Source organism: Sulfuriferula sp. GW1 (assembly GCF_047300855.1).
Taxonomy (GTDB): Bacteria; Pseudomonadota; Gammaproteobacteria; order Burkholderiales; family Sulfuriferulaceae; genus Sulfuriferula.
The window spans coordinates 1,985,719-2,008,028 of the sequence record NZ_CP170197.1 but is presented as its reverse complement, the minus strand read 5'-3'; the positions used below and the strand labels follow the sequence as shown (position 1 = coordinate 2,008,028).

General features: G+C 56.0%; 22 protein-coding genes. 15 read left to right on the top strand and 7 right to left on the bottom strand.

Features of this window, described 5'->3' with window-relative positions; genetic code table 11:
- The first annotated feature begins 8 nt into the window (after positions 1 to 8).
- From pgm to ACFDAU_RS09820, 5 genes are all read left to right on the top strand, one after another.
- The gene (gene pgm, locus ACFDAU_RS09840; protein ID WP_413436755.1) at positions 9 to 1,688 is read left to right on the top strand and encodes a phosphoglucomutase (alpha-D-glucose-1,6-bisphosphate-dependent); all 1,680 of its coding nucleotides are present in this window, start codon (positions 9 to 11) and stop codon (positions 1,686 to 1,688) included.
- 8 nt (positions 1,689 to 1,696) lie between these two features.
- Complete coding sequence (gene glgP / locus ACFDAU_RS09835; protein WP_413436754.1) at positions 1,697 to 4,243, top strand: alpha-glucan family phosphorylase; 2,547 nt, start codon at positions 1,697 to 1,699, stop codon at positions 4,241 to 4,243.
- Positions 4,244 to 4,423: 180 nt separating this feature from the next.
- Entirely contained in the window at positions 4,424 to 4,981 is a 558-nt protein-coding gene (locus ACFDAU_RS09830) for a c-type cytochrome (protein ID WP_413436753.1), read from the top strand.
- Between the two features lie 175 nt (positions 4,982 to 5,156).
- Positions 5,157 to 6,371, top strand: a complete 1,215-nt coding sequence (locus ACFDAU_RS09825; protein ID WP_413436752.1) for an acetate/propionate family kinase — start codon at positions 5,157 to 5,159, stop codon at positions 6,369 to 6,371.
- Positions 6,368 to 8,791 (top strand): phosphoketolase, encoded by a 2,424-nt coding sequence (locus tag ACFDAU_RS09820; protein ID WP_413436751.1) that lies wholly within the window; start codon positions 6,368 to 6,370, stop codon positions 8,789 to 8,791. Before ACFDAU_RS09825 ends, ACFDAU_RS09820 begins: the two co-directional genes overlap by 4 nt.
- Positions 8,792 to 8,954: 163 nt before the next feature.
- Here ACFDAU_RS09820 and ACFDAU_RS09815 read toward each other — a convergent pair whose 3' ends face one another.
- On the bottom strand, positions 8,955 to 10,019 hold the full coding sequence (locus tag ACFDAU_RS09815; RefSeq protein WP_413436750.1) for a DUF1566 domain-containing protein: 1,065 nt from the start codon (positions 10,017 to 10,019) through the stop codon (positions 8,955 to 8,957).
- Positions 10,020 to 10,306: 287 nt separating this feature from the next.
- On the opposite strand from ACFDAU_RS09815, the gene ACFDAU_RS09810 reads away from it, so the two are divergent.
- Both ACFDAU_RS09810 and ACFDAU_RS09805 read left to right on the top strand, forming a co-directional pair.
- Positions 10,307 to 10,504 carry a hypothetical protein gene (locus ACFDAU_RS09810; RefSeq protein WP_413436749.1) on the top strand — a complete coding sequence of 66 codons (198 nt, stop codon included), beginning with the start codon at positions 10,307 to 10,309 and terminating at the stop codon, positions 10,502 to 10,504.
- A gap of 70 nt (positions 10,505 to 10,574) precedes the next feature.
- Positions 10,575 to 11,312 carry a zinc-dependent peptidase gene (locus ACFDAU_RS09805; protein ID WP_413436748.1) on the top strand — a complete coding sequence of 246 codons (738 nt, stop codon included), beginning with the start codon at positions 10,575 to 10,577 and terminating at the stop codon, positions 11,310 to 11,312.
- Positions 11,313 to 11,335: 23 nt separating this feature from the next.
- Here the strand turns inward: ACFDAU_RS09805 and ACFDAU_RS09800 are convergent, their stop codons facing one another.
- Positions 11,336 to 12,232 carry a sulfite exporter TauE/SafE family protein gene (locus ACFDAU_RS09800; protein WP_413436747.1) on the bottom strand — a complete coding sequence of 299 codons (897 nt, stop codon included), beginning with the start codon at positions 12,230 to 12,232 and terminating at the stop codon, positions 11,336 to 11,338.
- Between the two features lie 534 nt (positions 12,233 to 12,766).
- Here ACFDAU_RS09800 and ACFDAU_RS09795 point away from each other — a divergent pair.
- From ACFDAU_RS09795 to ACFDAU_RS09760, 8 genes are all read left to right on the top strand, one after another.
- Entirely contained in the window at positions 12,767 to 12,919 is a 153-nt protein-coding gene (locus ACFDAU_RS09795; protein ID WP_413439532.1) for a DUF3309 domain-containing protein, read from the top strand.
- 105 nt (positions 12,920 to 13,024) lie between these two features.
- On the top strand, positions 13,025 to 13,336 hold the full coding sequence (locus ACFDAU_RS09790; RefSeq protein ID WP_413436746.1) for a BON domain-containing protein: 312 nt from the start codon (positions 13,025 to 13,027) through the stop codon (positions 13,334 to 13,336).
- Positions 13,337 to 13,429: 93 nt separating this feature from the next.
- Positions 13,430 to 13,624, top strand: coding sequence for a Thivi_2564 family membrane protein (locus tag ACFDAU_RS09785; protein ID WP_198415423.1), 195 nt, complete (start codon positions 13,430 to 13,432; stop codon positions 13,622 to 13,624).
- A gap of 188 nt (positions 13,625 to 13,812) precedes the next feature.
- Complete coding sequence (locus ACFDAU_RS09780) at positions 13,813 to 14,310, top strand: Spy/CpxP family protein refolding chaperone (protein ID WP_413436745.1); 498 nt, start codon at positions 13,813 to 13,815, stop codon at positions 14,308 to 14,310.
- Positions 14,311 to 14,576: 266 nt separating this feature from the next.
- On the top strand, positions 14,577 to 15,677 hold the full coding sequence (locus tag ACFDAU_RS09775; protein WP_413436744.1) for a PAS domain-containing protein: 1,101 nt from the start codon (positions 14,577 to 14,579) through the stop codon (positions 15,675 to 15,677).
- Positions 15,674 to 16,324 (top strand): response regulator, encoded by a 651-nt coding sequence (locus tag ACFDAU_RS09770; protein ID WP_413436743.1) that lies wholly within the window; start codon positions 15,674 to 15,676, stop codon positions 16,322 to 16,324. The genes ACFDAU_RS09775 and ACFDAU_RS09770 overlap by 4 nt, the downstream gene beginning before the upstream one ends.
- 345 nt (positions 16,325 to 16,669) lie before the next feature.
- Positions 16,670 to 17,815 carry a diguanylate cyclase domain-containing protein gene (locus ACFDAU_RS09765; protein WP_413436742.1) on the top strand — a complete coding sequence of 382 codons (1,146 nt, stop codon included), beginning with the start codon at positions 16,670 to 16,672 and terminating at the stop codon, positions 17,813 to 17,815.
- Between the two features lie 20 nt (positions 17,816 to 17,835).
- Positions 17,836 to 18,570 (top strand): Crp/Fnr family transcriptional regulator, encoded by a 735-nt coding sequence (locus ACFDAU_RS09760; protein ID WP_413436741.1) that lies wholly within the window; start codon positions 17,836 to 17,838, stop codon positions 18,568 to 18,570.
- Between the two features lie 31 nt (positions 18,571 to 18,601).
- Here the strand turns inward: ACFDAU_RS09760 and ACFDAU_RS09755 are convergent, their stop codons facing one another.
- The 5 genes from ACFDAU_RS09755 to ACFDAU_RS09735 all read right to left on the bottom strand — a co-directional run bounded on the left by ACFDAU_RS09755 (position 18,602) and on the right by ACFDAU_RS09735 (position 22,294).
- Positions 18,602 to 19,387: an MEDS domain-containing protein gene (locus tag ACFDAU_RS09755; RefSeq protein WP_413436740.1), complete on the bottom strand. Its 786-nt coding sequence runs from the start codon at positions 19,385 to 19,387 to the stop codon at positions 18,602 to 18,604.
- 126 nt (positions 19,388 to 19,513) lie between these two features.
- The gene (locus ACFDAU_RS09750) at positions 19,514 to 21,058 is read right to left on the bottom strand and encodes a PQQ-binding-like beta-propeller repeat protein (protein WP_413436739.1); all 1,545 of its coding nucleotides are present in this window, start codon (positions 21,056 to 21,058) and stop codon (positions 19,514 to 19,516) included.
- 85 nt (positions 21,059 to 21,143) lie between these two features.
- A complete protein-coding gene (locus ACFDAU_RS09745; RefSeq protein ID WP_413436738.1) occupies positions 21,144 to 21,509 on the bottom strand; it encodes a hypothetical protein in 366 nt (121 codons plus the stop codon).
- A complete protein-coding gene (locus tag ACFDAU_RS09740) occupies positions 21,496 to 21,951 on the bottom strand; it encodes a phage holin family protein (RefSeq protein ID WP_413436737.1) in 456 nt (151 codons plus the stop codon). The genes ACFDAU_RS09745 and ACFDAU_RS09740 overlap by 14 nt, the downstream gene beginning before the upstream one ends.
- Positions 21,941 to 22,294, bottom strand: a complete 354-nt coding sequence (locus tag ACFDAU_RS09735; protein WP_413436736.1) for a glycine zipper domain-containing protein — start codon at positions 22,292 to 22,294, stop codon at positions 21,941 to 21,943. Before ACFDAU_RS09735 ends, ACFDAU_RS09740 begins: the two co-directional genes overlap by 11 nt.
- Positions 22,295 to 22,310 lie beyond the last annotated feature (16 nt).

The window sequence follows — 22,310 nt, the reverse complement described above, 5'->3', positions numbered from 1 at the left end:
ATGCGTGAATGAAAACAAGTCCATTGGCGGGTAAGCCCGTCCCGTCGGCGTTGCTGATCAACGTGCCCAGACTCATCACGGCCTACTACACCGAGGTGCCAGACCCGTCGGTGCCGGCCCAACGGGTCGCATTCGGCACCTCGGGGCACCGTGGTTGCGCGTTCGAAAACAGCTTCAACGAGTGGCATGTGCTTGCCATCAGTCAGGCTATCTGTGATTACCGCAGGCAACAGGGGGTCGACGGCCCGCTGTTTGTGGGAATAGACACGCATGCGCTGTCCGAGCCGGCGTATGCCAGCGCGCTCGAAGTGCTGGCGGGCAACGGTGTGGAAGTCATGCTCGCGGAAAAGGATGAATACACGCCGACGCCGGTGATTTCGCATGCCATCCTCGCTTACAACCGCGGCCGCGAAAGCGGGCTGGCGGACGGTATTGTCATCACGCCTTCACACAATCCCCCCGATAATGGCGGCTTCAAGTACAACCCGCCCCACGGCGGACCGGCAGATAAAAATGTCACGGGATGGATCGAAGCCCACACCAACGCATTTCTGGAAAACGGCTTGCAGGGCGTGAACAGGATACCCTTCGAGAAAGCGCTGCACGTCGCCACCACGCACCGGCACGACTATCTCAACGCTTACGTGAGCGATCTCGGCAACGTGCTCGACATGGATGCGATTCGCGGCGCTGGCATCAGTCTGGGCGTGGACCCGCTGGGTGGCGCCGGGGTGCACTATTGGGGCCCGATCGCCGAGCGCTATGGGTTGAACCTGACGGTGGTGAACGAAGCCGTTGATCCGACCTTTCGCTTCATGAGCGTCGACTGGGACGGCCGGATTCGCATGGACCCGTCCTCGCCCTACGCCATGCAAAGTCTGATTGGCCTCAAGGATCGCTTCGACATCGCCCTCGCTTGCGATACCGATCATGACCGCCACGGTATTGTCACGCGCAACGCGGGCCTGCTGCCGCCCAACCATTATCTTTCCGCTGCCATTTACTACCTGTTCCAGCATCGGCCGAAGTGGCGCAAGGATGCGGCGGTGGGCAAGACCGTCGTCAGCAGCCAGATGATCGATCGCGTCACGGCCAAGCTCGGCCGGAAACTCTATGAGGTGCCGGTCGGTTTCAAGTGGTTTGTGGATGGCCTGCTCGACGGCTCGCTCGGCTTTGGCGGCGAAGAAAGCGCCGGCGCCTCGTTTCTGCGCCTGGATGGCAGCGTCTGGACCACAGACAAGGACGGCATGGTGCCGGCTTTGCTAGCGGTGGAGATCACCGCGCGCATGGGCCGCGATCCCGGCGAAATTTACCTTGAACTGACGCGCGAGTTCGGCGAGCCGGCTTACGATCGGGTTGAAGCGCCCGCAAGCCCGCAGCAAAAACAACGGCTGGCCCAGCTCTCGCCACAGCAGATTGTGTCGACAGAATTGGCGGGTGAAAAAATCGAAACGATCCTCACCAACGCGCCGGGCAATGCTGCGTCTATCGGCGGCCTGAAAGTCGTGACGGAAAGCGGCTGGTTTGCGGCGCGCCCATCCGGCACCGAAGATGTCTACAAGGTCTATGCTGAAAGCTTTCGTGGCCAGGAACATCTGCGCCGTATCCTGGCAGAAGCGCAAACCATCGTCGATGCGGCGCTGACAGCGCCCGCGCAGTCGGCGGGATTGCCGCCGGAACAAGTTTAGGGAAGCTTATGAGCGAACAAGCCTGGATCGGCCATCCGAAAGCGCGTCTTTTATCCAGGGACATCAAGGGATTCGACTCCCTGAGCGAACTGGCCCTGGACATGCGTTCGGCATGGAGTCATGGCGCTGATGACGTGTGGCGCCAGCTTGATCCGGCGCTCTGGGATCTGACCCGGAATCCGTGGGTGGTATTGCAGACGGTGTCACGCGAGAAACTCCAGCGTGTTTTGGCCGATCCGGCTTTTCGCAAAAACATTGACGATCTGGTGCAAGCCAGGCGCGAAGCGGCGGAAGCGCCTGCGTGGTTTCAGCAGACCTACCCGCAATCTGCACTCAACTGTGTCGCCTATTTCTGTATGGAATTCATGTTGAGCGAGGCCTTGCCCATTTACTCGGGCGGGCTGGGCAACGTGGCCGGCGATCAGCTCAAGGCCGCCAGCGATCTGGGCGTGCCGGTGATCGGCGTGGGACTGCTATACCAGCAAGGCTATTTTCGCCAGATGATCGACAAGGAGGGCGCGCAACAGGCCCTGTTTCCGTATAACGACCCCGGGCAGTTGCCGATCACGCCGTTGCGTAAACCGGATGGGGAGTGGTTACGGCTGGAGATCGCCTTGCCCGGTTATTCGGTCTGGCTGCGCGCCTGGCAGGTTCAGGTCGGCCGCGTGAAGCTGTACCTGCTAGACAGCAATGACGCAGCGAATTACCCCGCGCATCGCGGCATTACCAGCGAACTCTACGGCGGCGACTCGGAGCTGCGCCTGAAACAGGAAATGCTGCTCGGCATCGGCGGATGGCGGCTGCTCGCAGCGCTCGGCATCAAGCCGGAGGTCTGCCACTTGAATGAAGGGCATGCGGCCTTCGCGGTGCTGGAGCGCGCGCGCAGCTTTATGGTGGAAAGCGGGCGCACCTTCGAGGCTGCGCTGGCCGTCACCCGGGCGGGCAACCTGTTCACCACGCACACGGCGGTGGCTGCCGGATTCGATCGTTTCGCGCCGGCGCTGATCGAGCAATACCTTGCTGGCTATGCACACACGCAGCTCGGTATCACCCGCCACGATTTGCTGGCCTTGGGACGTCAGAACCCGAACGACGCGTCGGAACCTTTCAACATGGCTTATCTGGCGATTCGCGGCAGCGGGGCGGTGAATGGCGTGAGCCGCTTGCATGGAAAAGTGAGCCGGCATCTGTTCGAGCCGCTGTTTCCGCACTGGCCGACCGAGGAAGTGCCGGTTGGACACGTGACCAACGGCGTCCATATGCCGACCTGGGATTCGGTGGAGGCCGATGATCTTTGGACCGAGTTGTGTGGAAAGGAGCGCTGGCTGGGTGCAACAGAAAACCTGGAGCGGGACATCCACTGTGTCTCCGATGCCAGACTCTGGCAATTTCGTACCGACTCCAGCAAGTCTCTGGTCGAATACGCGCGCACGCGATTGTCCCGGGAATTGGCTGCAGCCGGTGCATTACCCAAGGAGGTCGAGGGGGCGAAGAATCTGTTTGATTGCAATACCTTGACGCTGGGTTTCGCACGCCGTTTTGCCAGTTACAAGCGGCCGAATCTGCTGCTGCACGACCCTGAGCGGTTGCTGCGCCTGCTGACTAATCCGCGTCGCCCGGTACAGCTCATCATCGCTGGCAAGGCCCATCCCGCAGACCAGGCAGGACAGGCACTGATTCAGCAATGGATGCATTTCATCCGGCGGCCCGAAGTGCGCCCCCACGCAATCTTCCTCAGCGACTACGATATGGATTTGACTGAGCAGTTGGTGCAGGGTGTGGACGTCTGGCTCAACACGCCGCAACGCCCCTGGGAAGCGTGTGGCACCAGCGGCATGAAGGTGCTGGTCAATGGCGGCATCAACCTGTCTGAACTGGACGGCTGGTGGGCGGAAGCCTATACGCCGGAAGTGGGCTGGGCGTTGGGGGATGGGCAGGAACATGACAGCGATCCCGCCTGGGACGCCAGCGAAGCCGAAGCCCTGTATGACCTGCTCGAACATGAGGTGATTCCCGAGTTTTATACGCGTGATGAACAAGGTATCCCCAGCGCCTGGGTGGCCCGCATGCGGGAAAGCATGGCGCAATTGACGCCGCGTTTTTCCACCAACCGCTCGGTGCGCGAATATACCGAGCAGCACTACCTCCCGGCTGCGTCTGCCTACCGGGAGCGCGCTGCCGATCAGGGCGCAATCGGCGTGGAGTTGGTGCATTGGCGGCATGCGCTGGAACAGAAATGGAACACACTGCGTTTCGGTGAAGTGAAGCTTGAAACCGACGCTGAGCAGCATGTATTCGAGGTGCAAATATATCTTGATGAACTCGACCCGCAGTCCGTGCGGGTCGAACTTTATGCCAATGGCGTTAACGGTGGCGCGGCGGAACGCGTGGAGATGGCGCGCGTGCGGCAACTGGTGGGTGCAACCAACGGCTACGCCTACCGCGCAGGCGTGCCTGCCATGCGCCCGGCGACGGACTATACGGCACGCCTCATGGCGCATCGCGATGGTGTGGCGGTGCCGCTGGAGGCCGCGCATGTCCTGTGGCAGCAGTGATTGGATGTGAGTATGAAGATGGCTGAATGCCGGTTCCATGAAGATCCGCTGCACCGGCTCGATGAGCAAACGGTCAAGGTGGGTCGGCGTGGTAGGGGAGGTCGACTGAAAAGAGCGATTTCGATCGCGAACTTGTGTCTGGATATCGGTGGCGACTTGCTGCTAATTTGAGGAGGTCTTATGTTGAAAGGTATTGTTGCAGGCGTTGCCTTAACGCTTGCCGTTGCATTGATCGGCGCTTACCTGCTGGTGAGTAGCGGATTTATCCCGGCCAACGCCGATGGAAAACCCATTTGGCTGGAAACCTGGATGGCCCATACATCGTTAAACGCGACACTGCGTCGCGAGGCTCCAAAAGACCCGAATCCGGTGGCGTTGACCGATCAGAATCTCATGAATGGTGTTCATCTGTTCGCACAGAATTGCGCCGTTTGCCATGGTTCCGCGAAGGGCGTTGCCGCACTTTCCCCGATAGCGAAAGGCGAGTATCCGCCGCCTCCGCAATTGGCGACCGATGGGGTGGAAGACGACCCGGAAGGATATTCGTTCTGGAAGATCAAGCACGGCATACGCCTGACCGGGATGCCTGCGTTCGGGTATTCCCTGAGCGACCAGGATATATGGACGCTTGCGCTGTTTCTGAAGCATATGGACAAACTGCCGCCTGCGGTACAGCAGACGTGGCAGAAGGTCCAGAATTGGCCTGACATAGCCGCGAATCCGGTGATTCAGAAATAGCTGTCTTCGCGTTTGGCGCCTGATCACCCCTGCCAACACAGGGCCCGCGCCTTATCCGGAAAACGCTGAAGCGGCCGTGGAGGATGCACGGTGAATAAGCTGTTACTCCAGCGCGACTGAAGCAGTCGTTGCCAACACGTCCGGTTCGAATCGCACCACGCTGAGGAATGCATCCATGATGTCCGCAAGCACAAGTATCCTGACGATCAACGGTGGCTCGTCGAGCATCAAGTTCGCCTTGTATCGGATTGGCGAAGCGCTGGAGCGAAAGCTGGTTGGAAAAGTGGACCGCATCGGCCTGCCCGGGACGAATCTGACTTTCAACGATACGTCCCGGACCGAGCCTGGCAGTCGCAATATCGAAGCAGCCAACCACGGTTCGGCAGCGAATTTCCTGATCGACTGGCTCGAACAGCAGGTCGGTTTTACCCACATCCGGGCGGTGGGCCACCGCGTGGTGCACGGCATGCAACATACCGAGCCTGAGCGGGTCTCCCAGGCATTGCTGGATGAACTGTATCGCATCAGTCCGTACGATCCGGAACATCTTCCGCGCGAGATTGAACTGATCGAGGCGTTCCGCCGGCGTTATCCGCAACTACCGCAAGTGGCGTGCTTCGACACGGCGTTCCACCACAGCTTGCCGCGCGTGGCGCAGCTGTTGCCCATCCCGCGCCGTTTCGATGCCATGGGGATACGGCGCTACGGCTTCCATGGACTGTCCTATGCTTACCTGATGCAGGAACTCGCGCAGCTTGCCGGCAAGCAAACCGCCCAGGGCCGCGTGATTCTGGCACACCTGGGTAACGGCGCGAGCCTGGCTGCGGTGCGCGACGGGTGCAGCATCGATACCAGCATGGGATTTACCCCGACCGGGGGTTTGACTATGGGCACCCGGACCGGCGACCTGGATCCCGGCGTGGCCTGGTACCTGATGCAGAGTGAAAATCTGACGCCCCAACAGTTCAACCATCTCATCAATCATGAATCCGGACTGCTCGGCGTGTCCGGGACCAGTTCCGACATGCGCGATTTGATGGAACATGAGGCGACCGACGTGCGCGCTGCGGAAGCGGTCGAACTGTTTTGCTACCAGGCAAAAAAATGGATCGGGGCCTACGCCGCAGTGCTGGGCGGGCTGGATACGCTGGTGTTCGCGGGCGGGATCGGCGAGAACGCGCCTGCAGTCCGCGCGCGCATCTGTGACGGACTGGAATTTCTTGGCATCGAGATCGAGGAAAAGCGCAACGCGACGAATGCGGACGTGATTTCAGCGGCGACCAGCCGGGTCACTGTTCGCGTCATGCATACGGACGAGGAAGTGATGATCGCAAAATCGGCCTGCCACGTGCTGGGCCTCCCAACTGAAAAGGAAGGAATAGATTCATGAAGACGAAACAGCCCAAGCAACTGGACCAGCCGCTGTCGCCTGATCTGCTGCGCAGGATCAACGCTTACTGGCGCGCAGCCAACTATCTGTCGGTAGGCCAGATTTATCTGTACGACAATCCGCTGCTCAAAAAACCCTTGAAGCTGGCCCATGTCAAGCCGCGCTTGCTGGGACACTGGGGCACCACGCCGGGCCTGAATTTCATTTACGTTCACCTCAACCACATCATCCGGCAATATGACCTGAACATCATCAATGTCACCGGTCCCGGACACGGCGGGCCGGGCCTGGTGGCCAACACCTATCTGGAGGGCACATACAGCGAACTGTATCCGAACATTTCCCGGGACGAAGCGGGAATGAAAAAACTGTTCACCCAGTTTTCTTTTCCCGGCGGCATCCCCAGTCACGTCGCGCCGGAAACTCCGGGCTCGATTAACGAAGGCGGCGAACTCGGTTATTCCCTGTCGCACGCCTATGGCGCCGCGTTCGACAATCCCGGCTTGCTGGTGGCCTGCGTGGTGGGCGATGGCGAGGCGGAAACCGGCGCGCTGGCCACCAGCTGGCATTCGAACAAGTTCATCAATCCGGTTCACGATGGCGCGGTGCTGCCCATTCTGCATTTGAACGGCTACAAGATTGCCGGCCCCACGGTGCTGGCGCGCATTAGTCACGAGGAATTGGACCAGCTTTTTCGCGGCTACGGTTACACCCCGTATTTCGTCGAGGGCGACGATCCCGAGGCAATGCATCAGCTGATGGCCGCCACGCTCGATACGGTGGTTGTCGAGATCCAGCGTATCCAGCACGACGCTCGCGCCAACGGGTTCAGCGAGCGCTCGCGCTGGCCGATGATCATCCTGCGTTCGCCCAAGGGCTGGACCGGTCCCGAAACAGTCGACGGCAAGCCGGTCGAAGGGACATTCCGCGCGCACCAGGTGCCGGTGACCGATTTTGAAACGAAGCCGAAGCACCTGAAGATTCTCGAGCAATGGATGAAGAGTTACCGGCCCGAAGAATTATTCGACGACCATGGCAGGCTCATGCCGGAACTGGCCGAATTGGCGCCGACCGGCGAGCGGCGCATGGGCGCGAACCCGCATGCCAATGGCGGCATGCTGCTGCGCGATCTGCGCATGCCGGATTTCCGCGATTATGCGGTCGAGGTGCCGAAACCCGGTGCCGTGGAAGACGAATCGACGCGCGTGCAGGGCCAGTTCATGCGCGACGTGCTGCAACTCAACGCCGAGGCGCGCAACTTCCGTATCTTCAGCCCGGACGAAACGGCGTCGAACCGCTGGAGCGCGCTGTTCGAAGTGACGCAGCGTTGCTCGACCGCAGACATCATTCCCATCGACGACCACGTCGCGGCCGATGGCCGGGTGATGGAAATGTTGAGCGAGCACCAGTGCGAGGGTTGGCTCGAAGGTTACCTGCTGACGGGTCGGCATGGTTTCTTCTCATGCTACGAAGCGTTTATCCACATCGTCGATTCGATGTTCAACCAGCACGCCAAGTGGCTCAAGGTGTCGAGAGACATACCGTGGCGGCGCCCCATCGCCTCGTTGAACTACCTGCTCTCGTCGCACGTGTGGCGGCAGGACCACAACGGATTCAGCCATCAGGATCCGGGTTTCATCGACCACGTGGTGAACAAGAAGGCGGACGTTATCCGCGTCTATTTGCCGCCCGATGCCAACACCTTGCTGTCGGTCACCGACCACTGCTTGCGCAGCCGCAATTACGTCAATGTCATCGTCGCCGGCAAACAGCCGGAACTGCAATGGCTGGACATGGAAGCGGCCATCAAGCACTGCACCGCCGGACTCGGCATCTGGGAATGGGCCAGCAACGACGCAGGCGGCGACCCCGATGTGGTGATGGCCTGTTGCGGGGACGTGCCGACGCTAGAGACGCTGGCTGCGGTCAAGATCCTGCGGCAGCACTTTCCCGAACTGAGGATCCGCGTCATCAACGTAGTGGATTTGATGACCTTGCAACCGCAAAGCGAACATCCTCACGGCCTTGCGGACAGGGATTTCGACGGCCTGTTTACCGAGGACAAGCCCATCATTTTTGCCTTCCACGGCTATCCCTGGCTGATTCATCGCCTGACCTACCGCCGTACCAATCATCAGCAGATGCACGTACGCGGATACAAGGAAAACGGCACCACCACCACCCCCTTCGACATGGTGGTGTTGAACGATCTCGACCGCTTCCATCTGGTCATCGACGTCATCGACCGGGTGCCGGGCCTGGGCTCGCGCGCCGCCCATGCCAAGCAGGCTATGCGTGACAAGCTGCTCGATCACAAGGCCTACATCGACAGGCACGGTGAAGACATGCCAGAGATTCGCGACTGGAAATGGGAAGGGGATGCAAAACCAGGGCAAAAAAGGAAAGCACCGGCGAAATGAGCTGCGCGTGCTGGATTGATAATAATAGGGAATATGCGGCGGAAACCGTGAACCGTAAATCCGGCATTCCGAATGCCGGCACGGTTGTTTCTGTGCGCGGCGGCAAGGCGGGCCTGTTTGGCGGGGCAGGCGTGGGCAAGACGGTGCTGCTCACCGAGATGATTCACAACATGGTCGTGCAACACGAAGGCGTGAGTATTTTCGCGGTATCGACGAACGCTGCCGCATTGGCCACGGCCCATACCGAAAATTGTGCGAAGCGCTTTTGTCCGACGCCCGTCGCGCCTTTTCCAAGGTACAGGGCCCAGGCCCAATCGGGCTCGAACAGGCTGGTGGTTGACGACCAGTAAATGTCCTGCACGTCGACGAAAGGATGTCCGGACGGCAACGCCGGACTGTGGACGGCGCAATCCACCAGTGCCTCCAGTTCGTTGATCGTGGGCAGCCGCCAGACAGTTCCCGCGCCTTGATGGTTGAGCGCGGCCACCGCTGCCAATGCCTCGCGCCAGACCACCGGCTGCGGTGTGAGGTTCGCGCTGCGGCGCCAGAGCAGACCGGTGAGACGATCCAGGACGCCGGTTGGGTGTATTTCGAAGCGCGGTTCAGGCCATGCGGCACCGAAACGCCATTCGCCGTCCTGTCCCGTCCCGGTGCATGAAATGACTTTGCCGGCGGCGTCGTAGCATAGGCTTTGGCCGGTGCGCGGGACAACACCCAGGCCTGCGCCGCGTACCGGCCAGAGCATGAAGGATTGATCTTTGCCGCCGTAAAACATGCGCGCGCCATCGAGCGCCACATACCAGGCGTGCGCCGGGCTGATGACCGCCGTCGTCGCGCTCCAGTACCAGCCGTTGAACACATTGATGAACGGGTGTTGCTCGGGCAGGGCAGGCAATTTGGTTTGCAGACTGAGCAAACTGCGCAATTCGCGGCGATTGGGCATACGCCAGTCGCGCTGGCCGAAACGCTGTTCGCGGTTCATGCTTGCGACGAAATCCAGTGCTTCCTGCCAGGTGAGCGGAAACTCGGCGAGATTGGCATTGCGGCACCAGATCAGACCGGTCAGGCCATCCATGACCTCGTCGCTGCGCAAGTCGAAGCGCGGTTCCGGCCAGGGCGTGCCGACGGGATACGAGGCATCCTGGCCGGAGCCTTCGCACGCAATCTCGCGTCCATCGTCGGCATGGCAGGTGCGTTGGCCGGTATGCAGATAATGGCGAGTGGTCATGATTGCTCCAATGAACCTGGAAAATCTGTAAGGATTTTCTCGTTATAGGCACTTTCGGGATGAATGTTCGAACGCACCGGTTCGATGATGGTACCCGGATCGAACGGTAGCGCGTGGTACAACTACCAGGCGGTGTAGGTATTTATTGAGGTAACCACCAGCTTTGCCGGATGGACTTAACTGGACCGAGGATGTTCAATCGACCCCGGATTTCAAATTTCGGTCTCGCCTCGTCAGGCCAGCGCAGAACAATAGCGTTCTTCACCTGAATATCAAGGAGACAAAAAATGGCAAAAATAGAACAGCTGGAACTGGAAGGACATCGTAGTGAAATCATTGCTGACGTGAAAATTCTGGTCGAAAAATATCGTGCAATATTCGATTGGGATGTGACTGAGATCGAACAAAACCTTGCGGATAAACTTATCCCGGCGGAAATGCGCAAGGCCGTAGACGTTATCAAAGAGGGATTGCCATGTTGTTGAGACGGAACGGACCAACCGTCATCGAGAAGACGAGATGCGTCCGCTAGGCATTGCGTTACGGCGCTGGCGCATGCGCAGAATGCTTCAGCGTCATCCGATACCTCACCACGTCTGGCAAAGTGTGACCCGGCGTGTGTGCGTGTTGAGAGGGCTGGATGCGGTGCAAATGGCACACCTCCGCGAAAAGACGACATGGTTCCTGGATCGGAAATCAATCACCGGCGCTCAAGGCCTGGAGGTGACGCAGTCAATGAGAGTGGCGGTGGCTGCCCAGGCCTGTTTGCTGATCCTGAATCTGGGCGTGGAGCATTTCGACGGTTGGGTCGAGGTCATCCTTTATCCGGGCGCGTTTCGCGTCAAGCATGCACAGATGGATGCCATTGGCCTGGTCCGTAACGAAGCAAGCGTTTTAACCGGCGAGTCATGGTTGCGTGGCCCGGTGATTTTGTCCTGGGATGACGTCGAGCGGGATACCTATCATTATCAGGCTGGTCACAATGTGGTGTTGCACGAGTTCGCACACAAGCTGGATGGTCTTACCGGGGTCACGAACGGTATGCCGCCACTGCGTCGCGGCATGAGCAGGAAACGATGGGCCGAGGCATTCAGTGAGGCCTACGATGCGCTGTGTCAGCAAGTGGCGGCAGGAGAATCCGGTTTTATCAATCCTTATGCCGCGACCAATCCAGCGGAGTTTTTTGCGGTGATGAGCGAGTATTTCTTTACCGCACCGGATATTTTGAAAAACTGTTGCCCGGCAGTCCACAAACAACTTGCACTGTTTTACCAGACAGCTGCACCACGTTGATACGTCTCGCTGAGGGGCGAGCGCTATTTGCTACTGGCTACCGTGTCCTGCATCGCGCGCAAGGTCCGGGTCTGGGTAATAAAAGTGCCCAGCCCCACGCCCGCCACGCACACCACCGCCAGCACCAGCGGCAGGTCGATGTGGGACAGGCCATGCACGTGGAGGCCCGTGTCGATGCTCCAGTGAGCCAGGCTGGGAAACAGCAGGCCGAACACGCCCGCAATCGTATAGGCGGCGCCGCCCCACAGCAGGGTGCGTGCGGCCGTTGTCAGCGCCACCGCACGTATTGCCTGGGGAGAAAGCTTGCGGCTGGCTGCCATACGGCCGAACAGGGCACCCGCCACGGCTTGCACGATCAGGGTGCCCAGCCCGAACAGGGCGCCGGGTAACCAGCCCCAGGCGGCGCTGGGCATCGCAGGCGCAAGGGTCGTATAGAGAATGAGGGCAAAGGCACCGAAGCCCCAGCCGGCGACAAAGCCGTGTAGCGCCGGCATCCAGCCAGTCATGCGAGTCCAGTGAATGGTTTCTGGCGTGTCATCCAGGCGATCTTGCTGACACTCACCGATCAGGTGCAGATGCATGGCACGACGCTGGCGCAGCATCAGCCAGCCGCCGCCTGCCATCAACAGGCCGATGGGCACGAACAAGGCCTGGTTCAGCCAGTCATTCTGCATCCACTGCGACAGCCCCAGCCACGCCAATTCGCTGGCAATCGCACGCTGCACGGTGAAAGTCAGCGAGAACAGCAGCCCGGCACGCAGTCCTTTACGGGTGGAGTAACTGCCGACCGCATAGCTGAACGTGATGGGCCAGGTGTGTTCGTCCGGCACCATGCCGTGGATCAGGCCCAGCAGCAATGCGGTAACGAGAGCGGCGAAAATGCCGGGGTGGGTGGGATTCCACAGATCGATGAATTCCATGATGCGCGTCAGTTCAGTCTGGCAAGGCGGATGTGCGGCACTGCGCCGGTTCCTCGTGGCCGCATAGCATACCTAGTGCGGTCAATTCAGCATAGAGGTTTTGTCCGCCACCATAACGCTGGTGTGGTTGTCGCTGGGGCATCATTCGGCAGGACACTGCGGCTGGCACGCCCACCAAAAGGCGATACCAATACGACGTGCAGGATAGCACACGCGGCGCCACGACCAAGCCGAAGCAGTCAAGCATCACCATGCCGTGCAGAGATTTATATGGTTATGTGTGATACCGAACAGACTGTATCCGGATATATGTCTAAATTTCATCCTACCTCTCCGGTTGCGCGAAATGCGGTCAGCACCGCAAGATCGATATGGACAGCTGGCTATCAACTGAATCGTCTAGTGGAAATGATCCTGCCGACGAAGATGTCAATGGCGCACACGCCAGGGATCGAGAGAGAACTGCCATGCGTTGTCATGAAAATTACAGGGCTGGATTGGGATTTTAACGAGTGCTACAAGGAGAAAAAAATGTTGGGGACAATACTGCTGATAGTGGTGATCCTGATGCTGATAGGTGCAATCCCGGCCTGGCCCCACAGCAGGGGATGGGGCTACGGTCCCAGTGGCGGGTTGGGATTGATATTGATCATCCTGATCATCCTGCTGTTGCTGGGACGGATATAGCACGCTGAAACCGATTTCGGAAAGGCAAGCGAGTGCTCACGGGGCGTCTGACTCAGTCGTGAGTAAACTATTTGTATATTTAATATTTATTTGGAACGTCTAATCATGAAACTAATTAAGATTTTTTCCGCACTTTTCCTGAGCGTTGTACTGGTATCATTCATGGGCTGCGCATCTACCCAGACCAAGGAGAGTACCGGCGCCTATATCGACGACAGCGTTATTACGACCAAGGTCAAGGCAGCTCTTTTCAAGGAACCCACGCTCAAATCTACTGAAATCAATGTTGAAACGTTCAAGGGGGTGGTTCAGCTGAGTGGTTTCGTGAACTCGCAGGCAGACATCAACCGTGCTGTAGAAGTAACACGCAAGGTCGAGGGTGTGCGCTCCGTCAAGAATGATATGCGCCTCAAATAATGTGAGTTGATTACACGCCAAGCTGGATGCTGTCCGGCAGTGGCGTGCAAATGCACGCTGAACAATCCATTTAAGGCGATACCAAGGAGAATAATGATGCCATTGATTCAATTAGTGATTGTGTTGGTTGTCGTGGGGGTGGTGCTTTGGCTGATCAATACCTACATACCGATGGAAGCCACGATCAAGAAAATCCTGAATGTGGTGGTGATCATTGCAGTGATCCTTTGGTTGCTGAGCGTCTTCGGGGTACTGGGCTCCCTCTCTGGGGTTCGGATTGGGCGATAGGTCAAACCGGCAATCGTGGTGAGGCCTGATCCATCACCGCTTTCAATAAACCAATCGGGGCAGAGCGAGTGCCGGTGGAAATAAATCGTCATTGTAGATCTGGAACTCTTGGCAAAACGAATCATTCCTATTGCTTGTTTCGACCAGCAGGTTGCAGGCAATATTTTTTCACACTGAAAGGAAATTCCATGAAACTGCGTACAAAACTCGCTTTTGGCCTGATCTCTACCGTGTTCGCAATCGGCGTCGCAACAGCTGCCAGCCATGACGGGAAGATGCACAAGGAAAGACATGAGATGGGTTGTGATGGCATGGGCATGATGCAGGGCCATATGATGAAGGACCCGATTGCCATGGCCCACAAACACCTGGCCGAACTGAAAGCCAAGCTTAGGCTGACCAAAGATCAGGAGCCTGCCTGGCAAGCATTCTCCGATAAGGTCAACGCACAAGCCAAAAGCATGGCGTCAATGCACGATAAGATGAAAGGGAATATGCAGGATATGCCCAAGACCATGCCTGATCGCATGGCGATGATGGCGGACATGATGAAAGAGCGTGCGCAGAATATGGCCGCCATGGCAGATGCGGTAAAAGCTTTTTATAGTGAGCTCAAGCCGGAACAAAAAGAAGTATTCGACAAAATGCACATGAATCATATGCAATCCATGGATCACAAGAAATAAAGAACCAAAAGTTTGCGTTCGGGGAACGATAGACGACCACGGACGCAAACTTCTATATCAAATAATTTTCCGTTTCCTCGTGCATAGAGAGAATATGCAACGCGCCATATTCTGCTAACGCACCTCAAGCAAATTCCATAATTTATCCGGCATAAAAACATTTATTTTTCATGGAAATAATGTGGGTTACCGAACGGACTTATTATAGATAGCAGTTATATTTATCTTGCAAATCCGTTTATCCATAGCGAGTAAATGATTTCCAGATGAATAATGCTTATTCATTGCCCGATAATGAATTCGGCGGAAGCGAAATAGGGCTTCTATGCCTGGATTATGAGCTGCGCGTTTTGTGGTTTACGCAAACAACGCAAAATATATTCGGTTTACCCGACTCCATTCATGGAAGGTCGCTCAGTGAAATTTCCGAAAATTTGGTGGCCAGTAATCTGATGGAGGATGCCAGAATTGTTGCCAATACACGGTTGCCTCTTCAGCGGAATTTTACAATGCCGAATGGTCGCAGTTTTTTACGCAGGATCATGCCTTACAAGGGAAAAAGTGACATCTCCAGCGGCATGGTAATTTTATTTATTGAAATTGCTAAAAATAGATATACGGAAAATATGGCTATTAACACATGGCAGGTAACAGAATCTTTGAAACGGCATAAGCAAGAGCGAATTGTCGAATTGCAAACGCTTGCGATGAGAATGACTCTTGCGGAAGAACACGAGCGCTACAACCTGGCCCATGAAATTCATAATGACCTGGGCGGGATTCTGGCGGCCACGAAGCTTAAGCTGAGAGCTTGTCAACAAGAGCGCTCATCCCCTCTGTTCAAGCAGCGCGCCGCGGAGCTGGATTCACTGCTTACCCAGGCTTACGGCTCCGTACACTCGATGATTTTTCAGTTGTGTCCGCCTTTGCTGCATGAAATTGGTCTGATGCCTGCCTTGGAGTGGTTGGCAGAAGATCTGCACCGCACCAGCGATCTGAAGATAGTGGTGCAGCATGACAGCATGGACATCCCACTGGATTTGCCTGTAGCGACTCTGGTGTTCCGTGCAGTGCGCGAAATACTGGCTAATGTCGCCGCACTTGCTCGGGTCAGCCGGATTGTATTGTCTGCCCGGTGCCAGGATAACCGGCTACAAATCATACTCGGCGATTCAGGGAGCGGATTCGACTATCGGGAGGCGCTGACCCAACCCGGAGGATTCGCATTAAGCAGCATTGAGGAGCGCTTGAATTACCTGTATGGCGGTATTGAAGTCGAAGATATGCCGCGTAATGGCACACGCCTGATTTTGTCAGCCCCGCTGGCCGGTGCTTCAGCTTATATTTCCCAGGAGTTCCGCCCATGAGTTTGCGCGTGTTGCTGGTGGATGACCACAAATTGCTGAGGGAGACATTGCGCTATCTTTTGAATATGGAAGGCGATATCGAGGTGGTTGGGGAAGCGGGAAACGCCCAGGAGGCGCTTGATCTTGCTGCGCGCTTAGACCCGCGCATCGTGATCATGGATATAGGCATGCCGGGCGTCGACGGCATTGAAGCCACACGACAATTGATAGCGCAACAACCTGAAGTGAAGGTGATCGCCTTGTCCGGTCATACGGAGCGGGGCTTTGTCGATGAGATGCTCAATGCGGGTGCTTCGGGCTATGTGTCCAAGGCGGCGGCCGGGAATGAGCTATTAAATGCGATACGGGCAGTGGAACGGAATGAGGCTTACTTTTGCCCAGAAATTCTCCAGATGCTGATGACTTCTATGGGGCAAGTCGGCGCTGTCACTGAAGAATCACATGTTTCCTCCACGCTGACCTCACGCGAACGCGAGGTACTGTGTCTGCTGGCGCAAGGCAAGCGTTCATCCGAAATTGGCGAGGCGCTGTTTATTGCAGTGAGCACGGTCGATGTTCATCGCCGCAATATCATGAACAAGCTTGATTTACATAATGTTGCAGAGCTTACTCAATACGCCATTAGGTCAGGCTATATAACCCTATAAAAAACAATTCTATAGAAGATGGTTCTCGTGCAGAGTGTTTCTACCATTAAGAGGGTAGATAAAATACCATACTCCAAGTATGTCAATGAAGACTACATGGATATACAGTTGCTATGAATGCTGTGAACTAAATTTGAGCTATATTGTTCTGGGTAAGGATCTACCAATGGAAATTCCGGTTCCGGATAGCCTGAGAAAGGTGCTTTCATCAGCCGGTTTTCTAGCAGAAAGCAAACGCTCTTTACTGGTGCTAGACACAAACGGCACCATCAAATATAGCAGCCCCGAAGTGTGTAACTACCTGCGCCCAATAACAATAATCAGACACTGCTGTTCGGACAATCCGTGGCAGATATATTCCCGGCATTGCAGGGTGACCTAAGTTGGTCTAAATCCATCCGCGGCCACTATATTTTTTCTGCGGAATCTGACAATGGGTTTGAATTTGAATTTGTGGGGTGGAACAGAAGAGCGGGTCGGGAAGTTCCTTTGAAGGCTTCCCTGGCGCGCCTGGAGATTGAGGATCGTCGCTTTTTTTTGCTTGAATTGTTTGTTTTGGGAAGCGAAGACAACAAACTGCATAAATTTCTGGAAGTATCCGAGTTCAATGGCGATGCAGTAGCCGTTACCACAGTGGATGGATTGATTGAATATGTTAACCCGGCTTTTGAAGAACTGACCGGTTATCGGAAGGAATCAGTAGTGGGGCGCACCCATGCTGTTTTGAATTCGGGGATGCAAGAGCCGCAATTCTTCGCAGACATGTGGGAGGCTTTGCGGGCGGGCAGGACATTTCGGGGTATTTTCGTGAATCGCCGTCAAAATGGCAGCATTTTTTATGAGGATAAGATCATTCGTCCTTACCATGACGCCTGCGGAAAAATGAGTCATTTTATAGCCACCGGACGTGATGTCAGCGAGCGTATCCAGATCATGCACCGTCTGGAGCACCTGGCCAACCATGATTGCCTGACCGGCTTGCCCAACCGCAATCTGTTTCTGGACAGATTGCTGCAGGCAGAAGCACGTGGGTCACGCAATCATGAGGGATTTGCTGTTGTAGTAATGGATCTCGACCACTTCAAGGCAATCAACGACACTCTGGGGCATGCGGTGGGCGATGTGGTTCTGCAAACCGCAGCATGCAGGATTCGAAAGTGCCTGCGTGAAGAAGATACGGTTGCGCGTTTGGGAGGAGACGAGTTTTCGCTGATACTGACGGAGGTGAGCTTACCTCAGGACGTCATGAATGTGGTTGAAAAAATTGTTGCGCTGCTCGGTGAGCCGTTAGCAATTGATGGCAGGGATATTCCTCTACATGCGAGCATAGGTATAGCGATCTATCCCGAGCACGGTGACGATGGCCACACTTTGCTTAAACATGCGGATAATGCCATGTACCGGGTCAAGACGGCGGGTGGCGATGACTACCAGATTTTCGAGGGAAAGGAGAAGGAGCATTTCATTTTTTCGCTGCAGAAAAAAAAATAACTTAATATCAGGGGGTAAAAATGTCGGTACTCTGTGATCCGCAACAGAATTATATTCTGCGCGCATTGAGCCCGCATGAATTCGAGAGCATTGCAGCCGAGCTTGAACTGGTTACCATGTCTTGTGCCGAAGTTTTGTATGAAGTTAACGAGAAGCTGCAGTATGCCTATTTCCCTACCACCGCTACAGCCTCGCTGCTCTGCGGCCTGGAAGATGGAACTTCAGTTGAAGTGGCTGTGGTAGGAAGCGAGGGTATGCTCGGCGTTTCCATCTTCATGGGAGGGGAGACGGCACTCACCCAGGCAGTGGTCCATTCGACCGGACACGGATATCGAATCAGCGCAAAAACCCTGCGGGAAGCATTGACGCGCAGCGGCGGCCGCAGAAGCGGCACATTGCAACAATTGTTGTTGCGTTATGCGCAGACGCTGATTGTCCAAATGGCTCAAACGACTGCGTGCAACCGGCGTCATTCGGTGGAGCAGCAACTATGCCGCTGGTTACTCCTGAATTTTGACCGTATGCATTCCAACAGTTTGACGATGACCCAGGAATTGATCGCCAATATGCTCGGCGTGCGCCGCGAAAGCATCACCGAAGCCGCCAGAAAATTGCAGCGGGCGGGGATACTGAGCTACCGCCGGGGACATATCGAAGTAACGAACAGAGCGGAGCTGGAGACCCACGTGTGTGAGTGTTACAGCATATTGAAGAAAGAATCCGAACAATTGTTAATCGACCTGCTTGCAGCCTGATCAGGCTAATCGCATTCGAATGCCAGCCACATCAGCCAGAAGTGGTAGGGGTAACAGTACGTTCCATCTGGATGCGAGACAGTATTTTCTTGGCGGAGAGCGGTAGTTTTTCGCTCAGGAAAAGAAGTGTCGCCTGTGCCGAGGGCATTTGGGTGTTGCTGTGTCGGGATTCTGCAAGTCTGCCGATTGCGTCAGTTAGCTTGGGTCCGAGAAGATCTCGCGTGGCTTTTTTCACCACAATTTCGAGCAAATCGTAATTTTCTGTCGGGATGAGGTGGGTGTGGCATTTGCATATGCGTTCCAAGGAGCCTTCATAGACCTCCGGATCCAGACCGTCCATCGAGTAGGTGCACAGAAGCGAAAAATCCAATTGCCTGGATAGCTCATTCCAGAACTCTTCTAGCCTGACCGCAGCATCGAGTTTATTTTTTTGCCACAGCAAATTCACCATTTCACCGTAGGCGCGCACGTTCTTGTGCTTCGACTTCATTTCCCGCATGAGGCTTCCGACGTGTTTCTCGAATGCCTTCCATTCAGGCATGTCGTTTACCATGAGACCAGAAAGCAGGGATTCCGCGTCAAAAAACTTGATCTTCCCTTCGGCCTTGGCATTTTGTACAGAGAGGCCCTGCTGTTCCAGACTTGCAACGAAAGCCAGTCGGTGAGCTGGCGTCGCGATGACAATCGATGCATCCCCGCCCTGCAAGCCTGCACCGACAAACTTGGTCACTGCATTAACCAAAAATGCTTCATCCCGACAAACCTGGACGATGTGATTTCCGGCTTCGGGCTGGGTCAGAAGATTTCTCCAGGGCATGAGATTTTCCAATACTCAAGTTGAACAAGCAAAGGCCTTATATCAAAATTCGATATTTTGCAAGATTTTACCATGTGAAATGAAATTCATCATCCATTTTCTGTTTCCTGAATACTGAAAGCCCTGTCAACTTTTGGCTGTCGGGTTGACTTTCGAAAGCGGCACAGCCAGTAGCCAATCCCATGAGTTGCTGAGGTAGATCGTACCCCCGATAATGACCGGATTGACGATACCGAAACGGCCTCCCACATGGTATTTATGAATGAGGGCACCACTGGAAGGATTCAGCGCATACAGGTACTCACCCGTCGATACATACAATGCGCCCTTGTAATAGGTCGGTGCTCCACGGCCCGAACCGGCTGCGCTGGCGTCCGGCACCTGCCAGGTCCATTTCTTCTGTCCCGATTTCAGGTCATATGCCTGGATCACATTGTTCACCGGTGTGCCCACATAGACGACGCCGTCATGAATCATGGGCACGCCCCCCTTGAATGCCGGCGGCTTCGCCCCGCGACCCATGCTGGCCTGCCATAGGATTTTCCCCGTACGCGCGTCATACGTCACAATGCGGGTATCCATGGTTGTCTTGCCATTCTCCTGTTTCGCATCCGCGACTGCGTCCATCACCACAACGCCATTACTCACTGCAGGGGATACATCGCCGATTCCCGTATCCTCCGCGCCTTGAATGTTGGATTTCCAAAGCACTTTGCCGCTCGTGGCATCCAGACAGAACACGCCCCCCGGCGATGACATGGCGACATACATTTTGCTGTCAACAATACTGGGGCTCGACATATTGGCCATGCCATGGAGCTCTGTCTTCCAGACGGGTTTACCGGTTTGAGTGTCGATAGCCTGGGCGTACCCATCCCCGGTGGTGATATATATTTTCCCGTTGCTGAAAGCAGCCGTGGGCATAGCCTCGCCATCGGTACCATAGTGCCAGAGCAATTCTCCGGTCTTTGCGGAAAGAGCATAAATGCCATTAAAACTAATCCCCTCACCGCGCGCTGCAGTCTTGGTTTTGGCGAATCTGGTTACGTTGGAAAAGTTGAATCCGACATTGCCTGCGGAGAGGAAGACTTTGCCCTGCGCTACGACGGGCGTACCCATCAAGGTATTGCCGACCGGGCTGGTGCGCCAGATAAGTTTGCCGGTGCGCGCATTGACCGCATAAGCGAACTGATCATCGCTTTCCGCGTAAACAACGCCATTCGCAATGGACACGCCTACAGCATTGCCATAGAACTGGGTTTGTGTCGAGGGACCGCGGCGTTCTCCATACACGGGATTATCAAATGCTTCTTTACGATCGAGGGGCCATGACCTCGCTTCCGCAAACTTCCATTCGACGCCGTGGCTAAGCCAGGCGGGAGCGCCAGAAGTAAGCTCAAACGCTGCGTTATGGGCAGGATTCGCACCGAGAGACGTCCAGGTGTCGGGGAAGTGCTTTCCGTCTTCCATGGAGGGCAGGTTTTCGGGATGATAGACACGGTCATATGGACCGCCTTTTTCGACAGCAACTTCCGTCGATAAAGCGGCCGCCTGCGCAGCGTTTCCGACGCGCTGCGAATTACCGGCGGTTTCCGGCGCGGTGGGCTGCGAACCGGTTGCAAACGCTTGTGTGGCAATTAGTAATGTGATCCAGGTTAGACGTGTATTCATTTTGTATGACCCTTTACGTTTGATGTCCGCGAATATTCATGACAATTCCCAATAGATAAAGAAATCCTTGGTGCGCTATTCAGGCCTAGGATTTCGAATCCGTTTTTGGCTGAGTACGGCAGCTCATGTCAGGGGGCAAAGTAGCTGCAAGAGTACGTAGCATCGCAATTATCTTGAGCAGCTTGCCAAATATATGCGTCATTTTGCCGGCGGACGTTTCCTCTTTCTTCATGGATGTCGGGTGCGCATGGCCTCGGGGCCGGCGTTTCAATAGCGCCCCAATCGCCCAGCCCAATCCTGCGGTCGCCAGCAAGGTCGCCGGGAATGCCAGCTCCTGTCGAACATTCTTGTTCAAACGCTTCATGTTCCGGCTTAGGGCGAGTCGGCGCAGAACAATTTGACGCTCGGCCTTGTCGATTTGCACCGGTAGAGGAATGTCATGGACTGTCATAATCACTTCTTTCGGCTGGCTCTAATGGCTTGAGGCTACGCAGGGTTGCCGGCCATCCTAGATTTCGGCTTTGGCGTAGAATCGAACGATACAATAAAGCTGCCAGCGCCAGATTGACGACGGCCCCCAGTAGCATGGCGACGCTCGCCGTCCAGCCGAGCTGGATCAGCCACAGAACCATTGCTCCGAACAAGCCCAGCCAGGCGCTCACCAGCAATACGGCTACCAACACACCTGTAGCGATCATGCCGACCAGATTGTGCGCGGCGAATCTGGTTTCCAGCGCCGCGAGTTCAAGACGATCGTGCAATAGGCCGACTAACTCGCGTCCCAATAATTTGACGTCGTCTATCAGCCCCGCCGGCTTTGACGCGGCTTCGCTCGCGGAGGGGATATCGCCGGCAGGATTTGTCCTGCCGGATGCTGCAGGATCAGCGGGCATTCATGAATCTGCTTAGCAGAAATCCTGCCACAACCGCGATGCCTACCGTGGCAAGCGGGTTATCACGCACATAATTACGGCAATTTTCGGTAATCCGCATTTGTGCTTCTTTGAGCTGCTCGCTCTTGACGTCGTAGGTTTCGGCCGCCGAAGCTGCCGCACCGGCTAGTTTGTCGACAGCCTGATGAGCACCCGTGGCAACGCGATCCACGGCGGGGCGCGCCGCATCCGTCACCTTGTCGATCGTGTGGTGGGCACCGGCACTCGCTTCGTCGATGTTGCTGGCAAAGGGCTTTCCTGACATGCCGGGATTGGAACTTAAATTATTTACTGACGTTTCCATGAAATGCTCCTTGAAA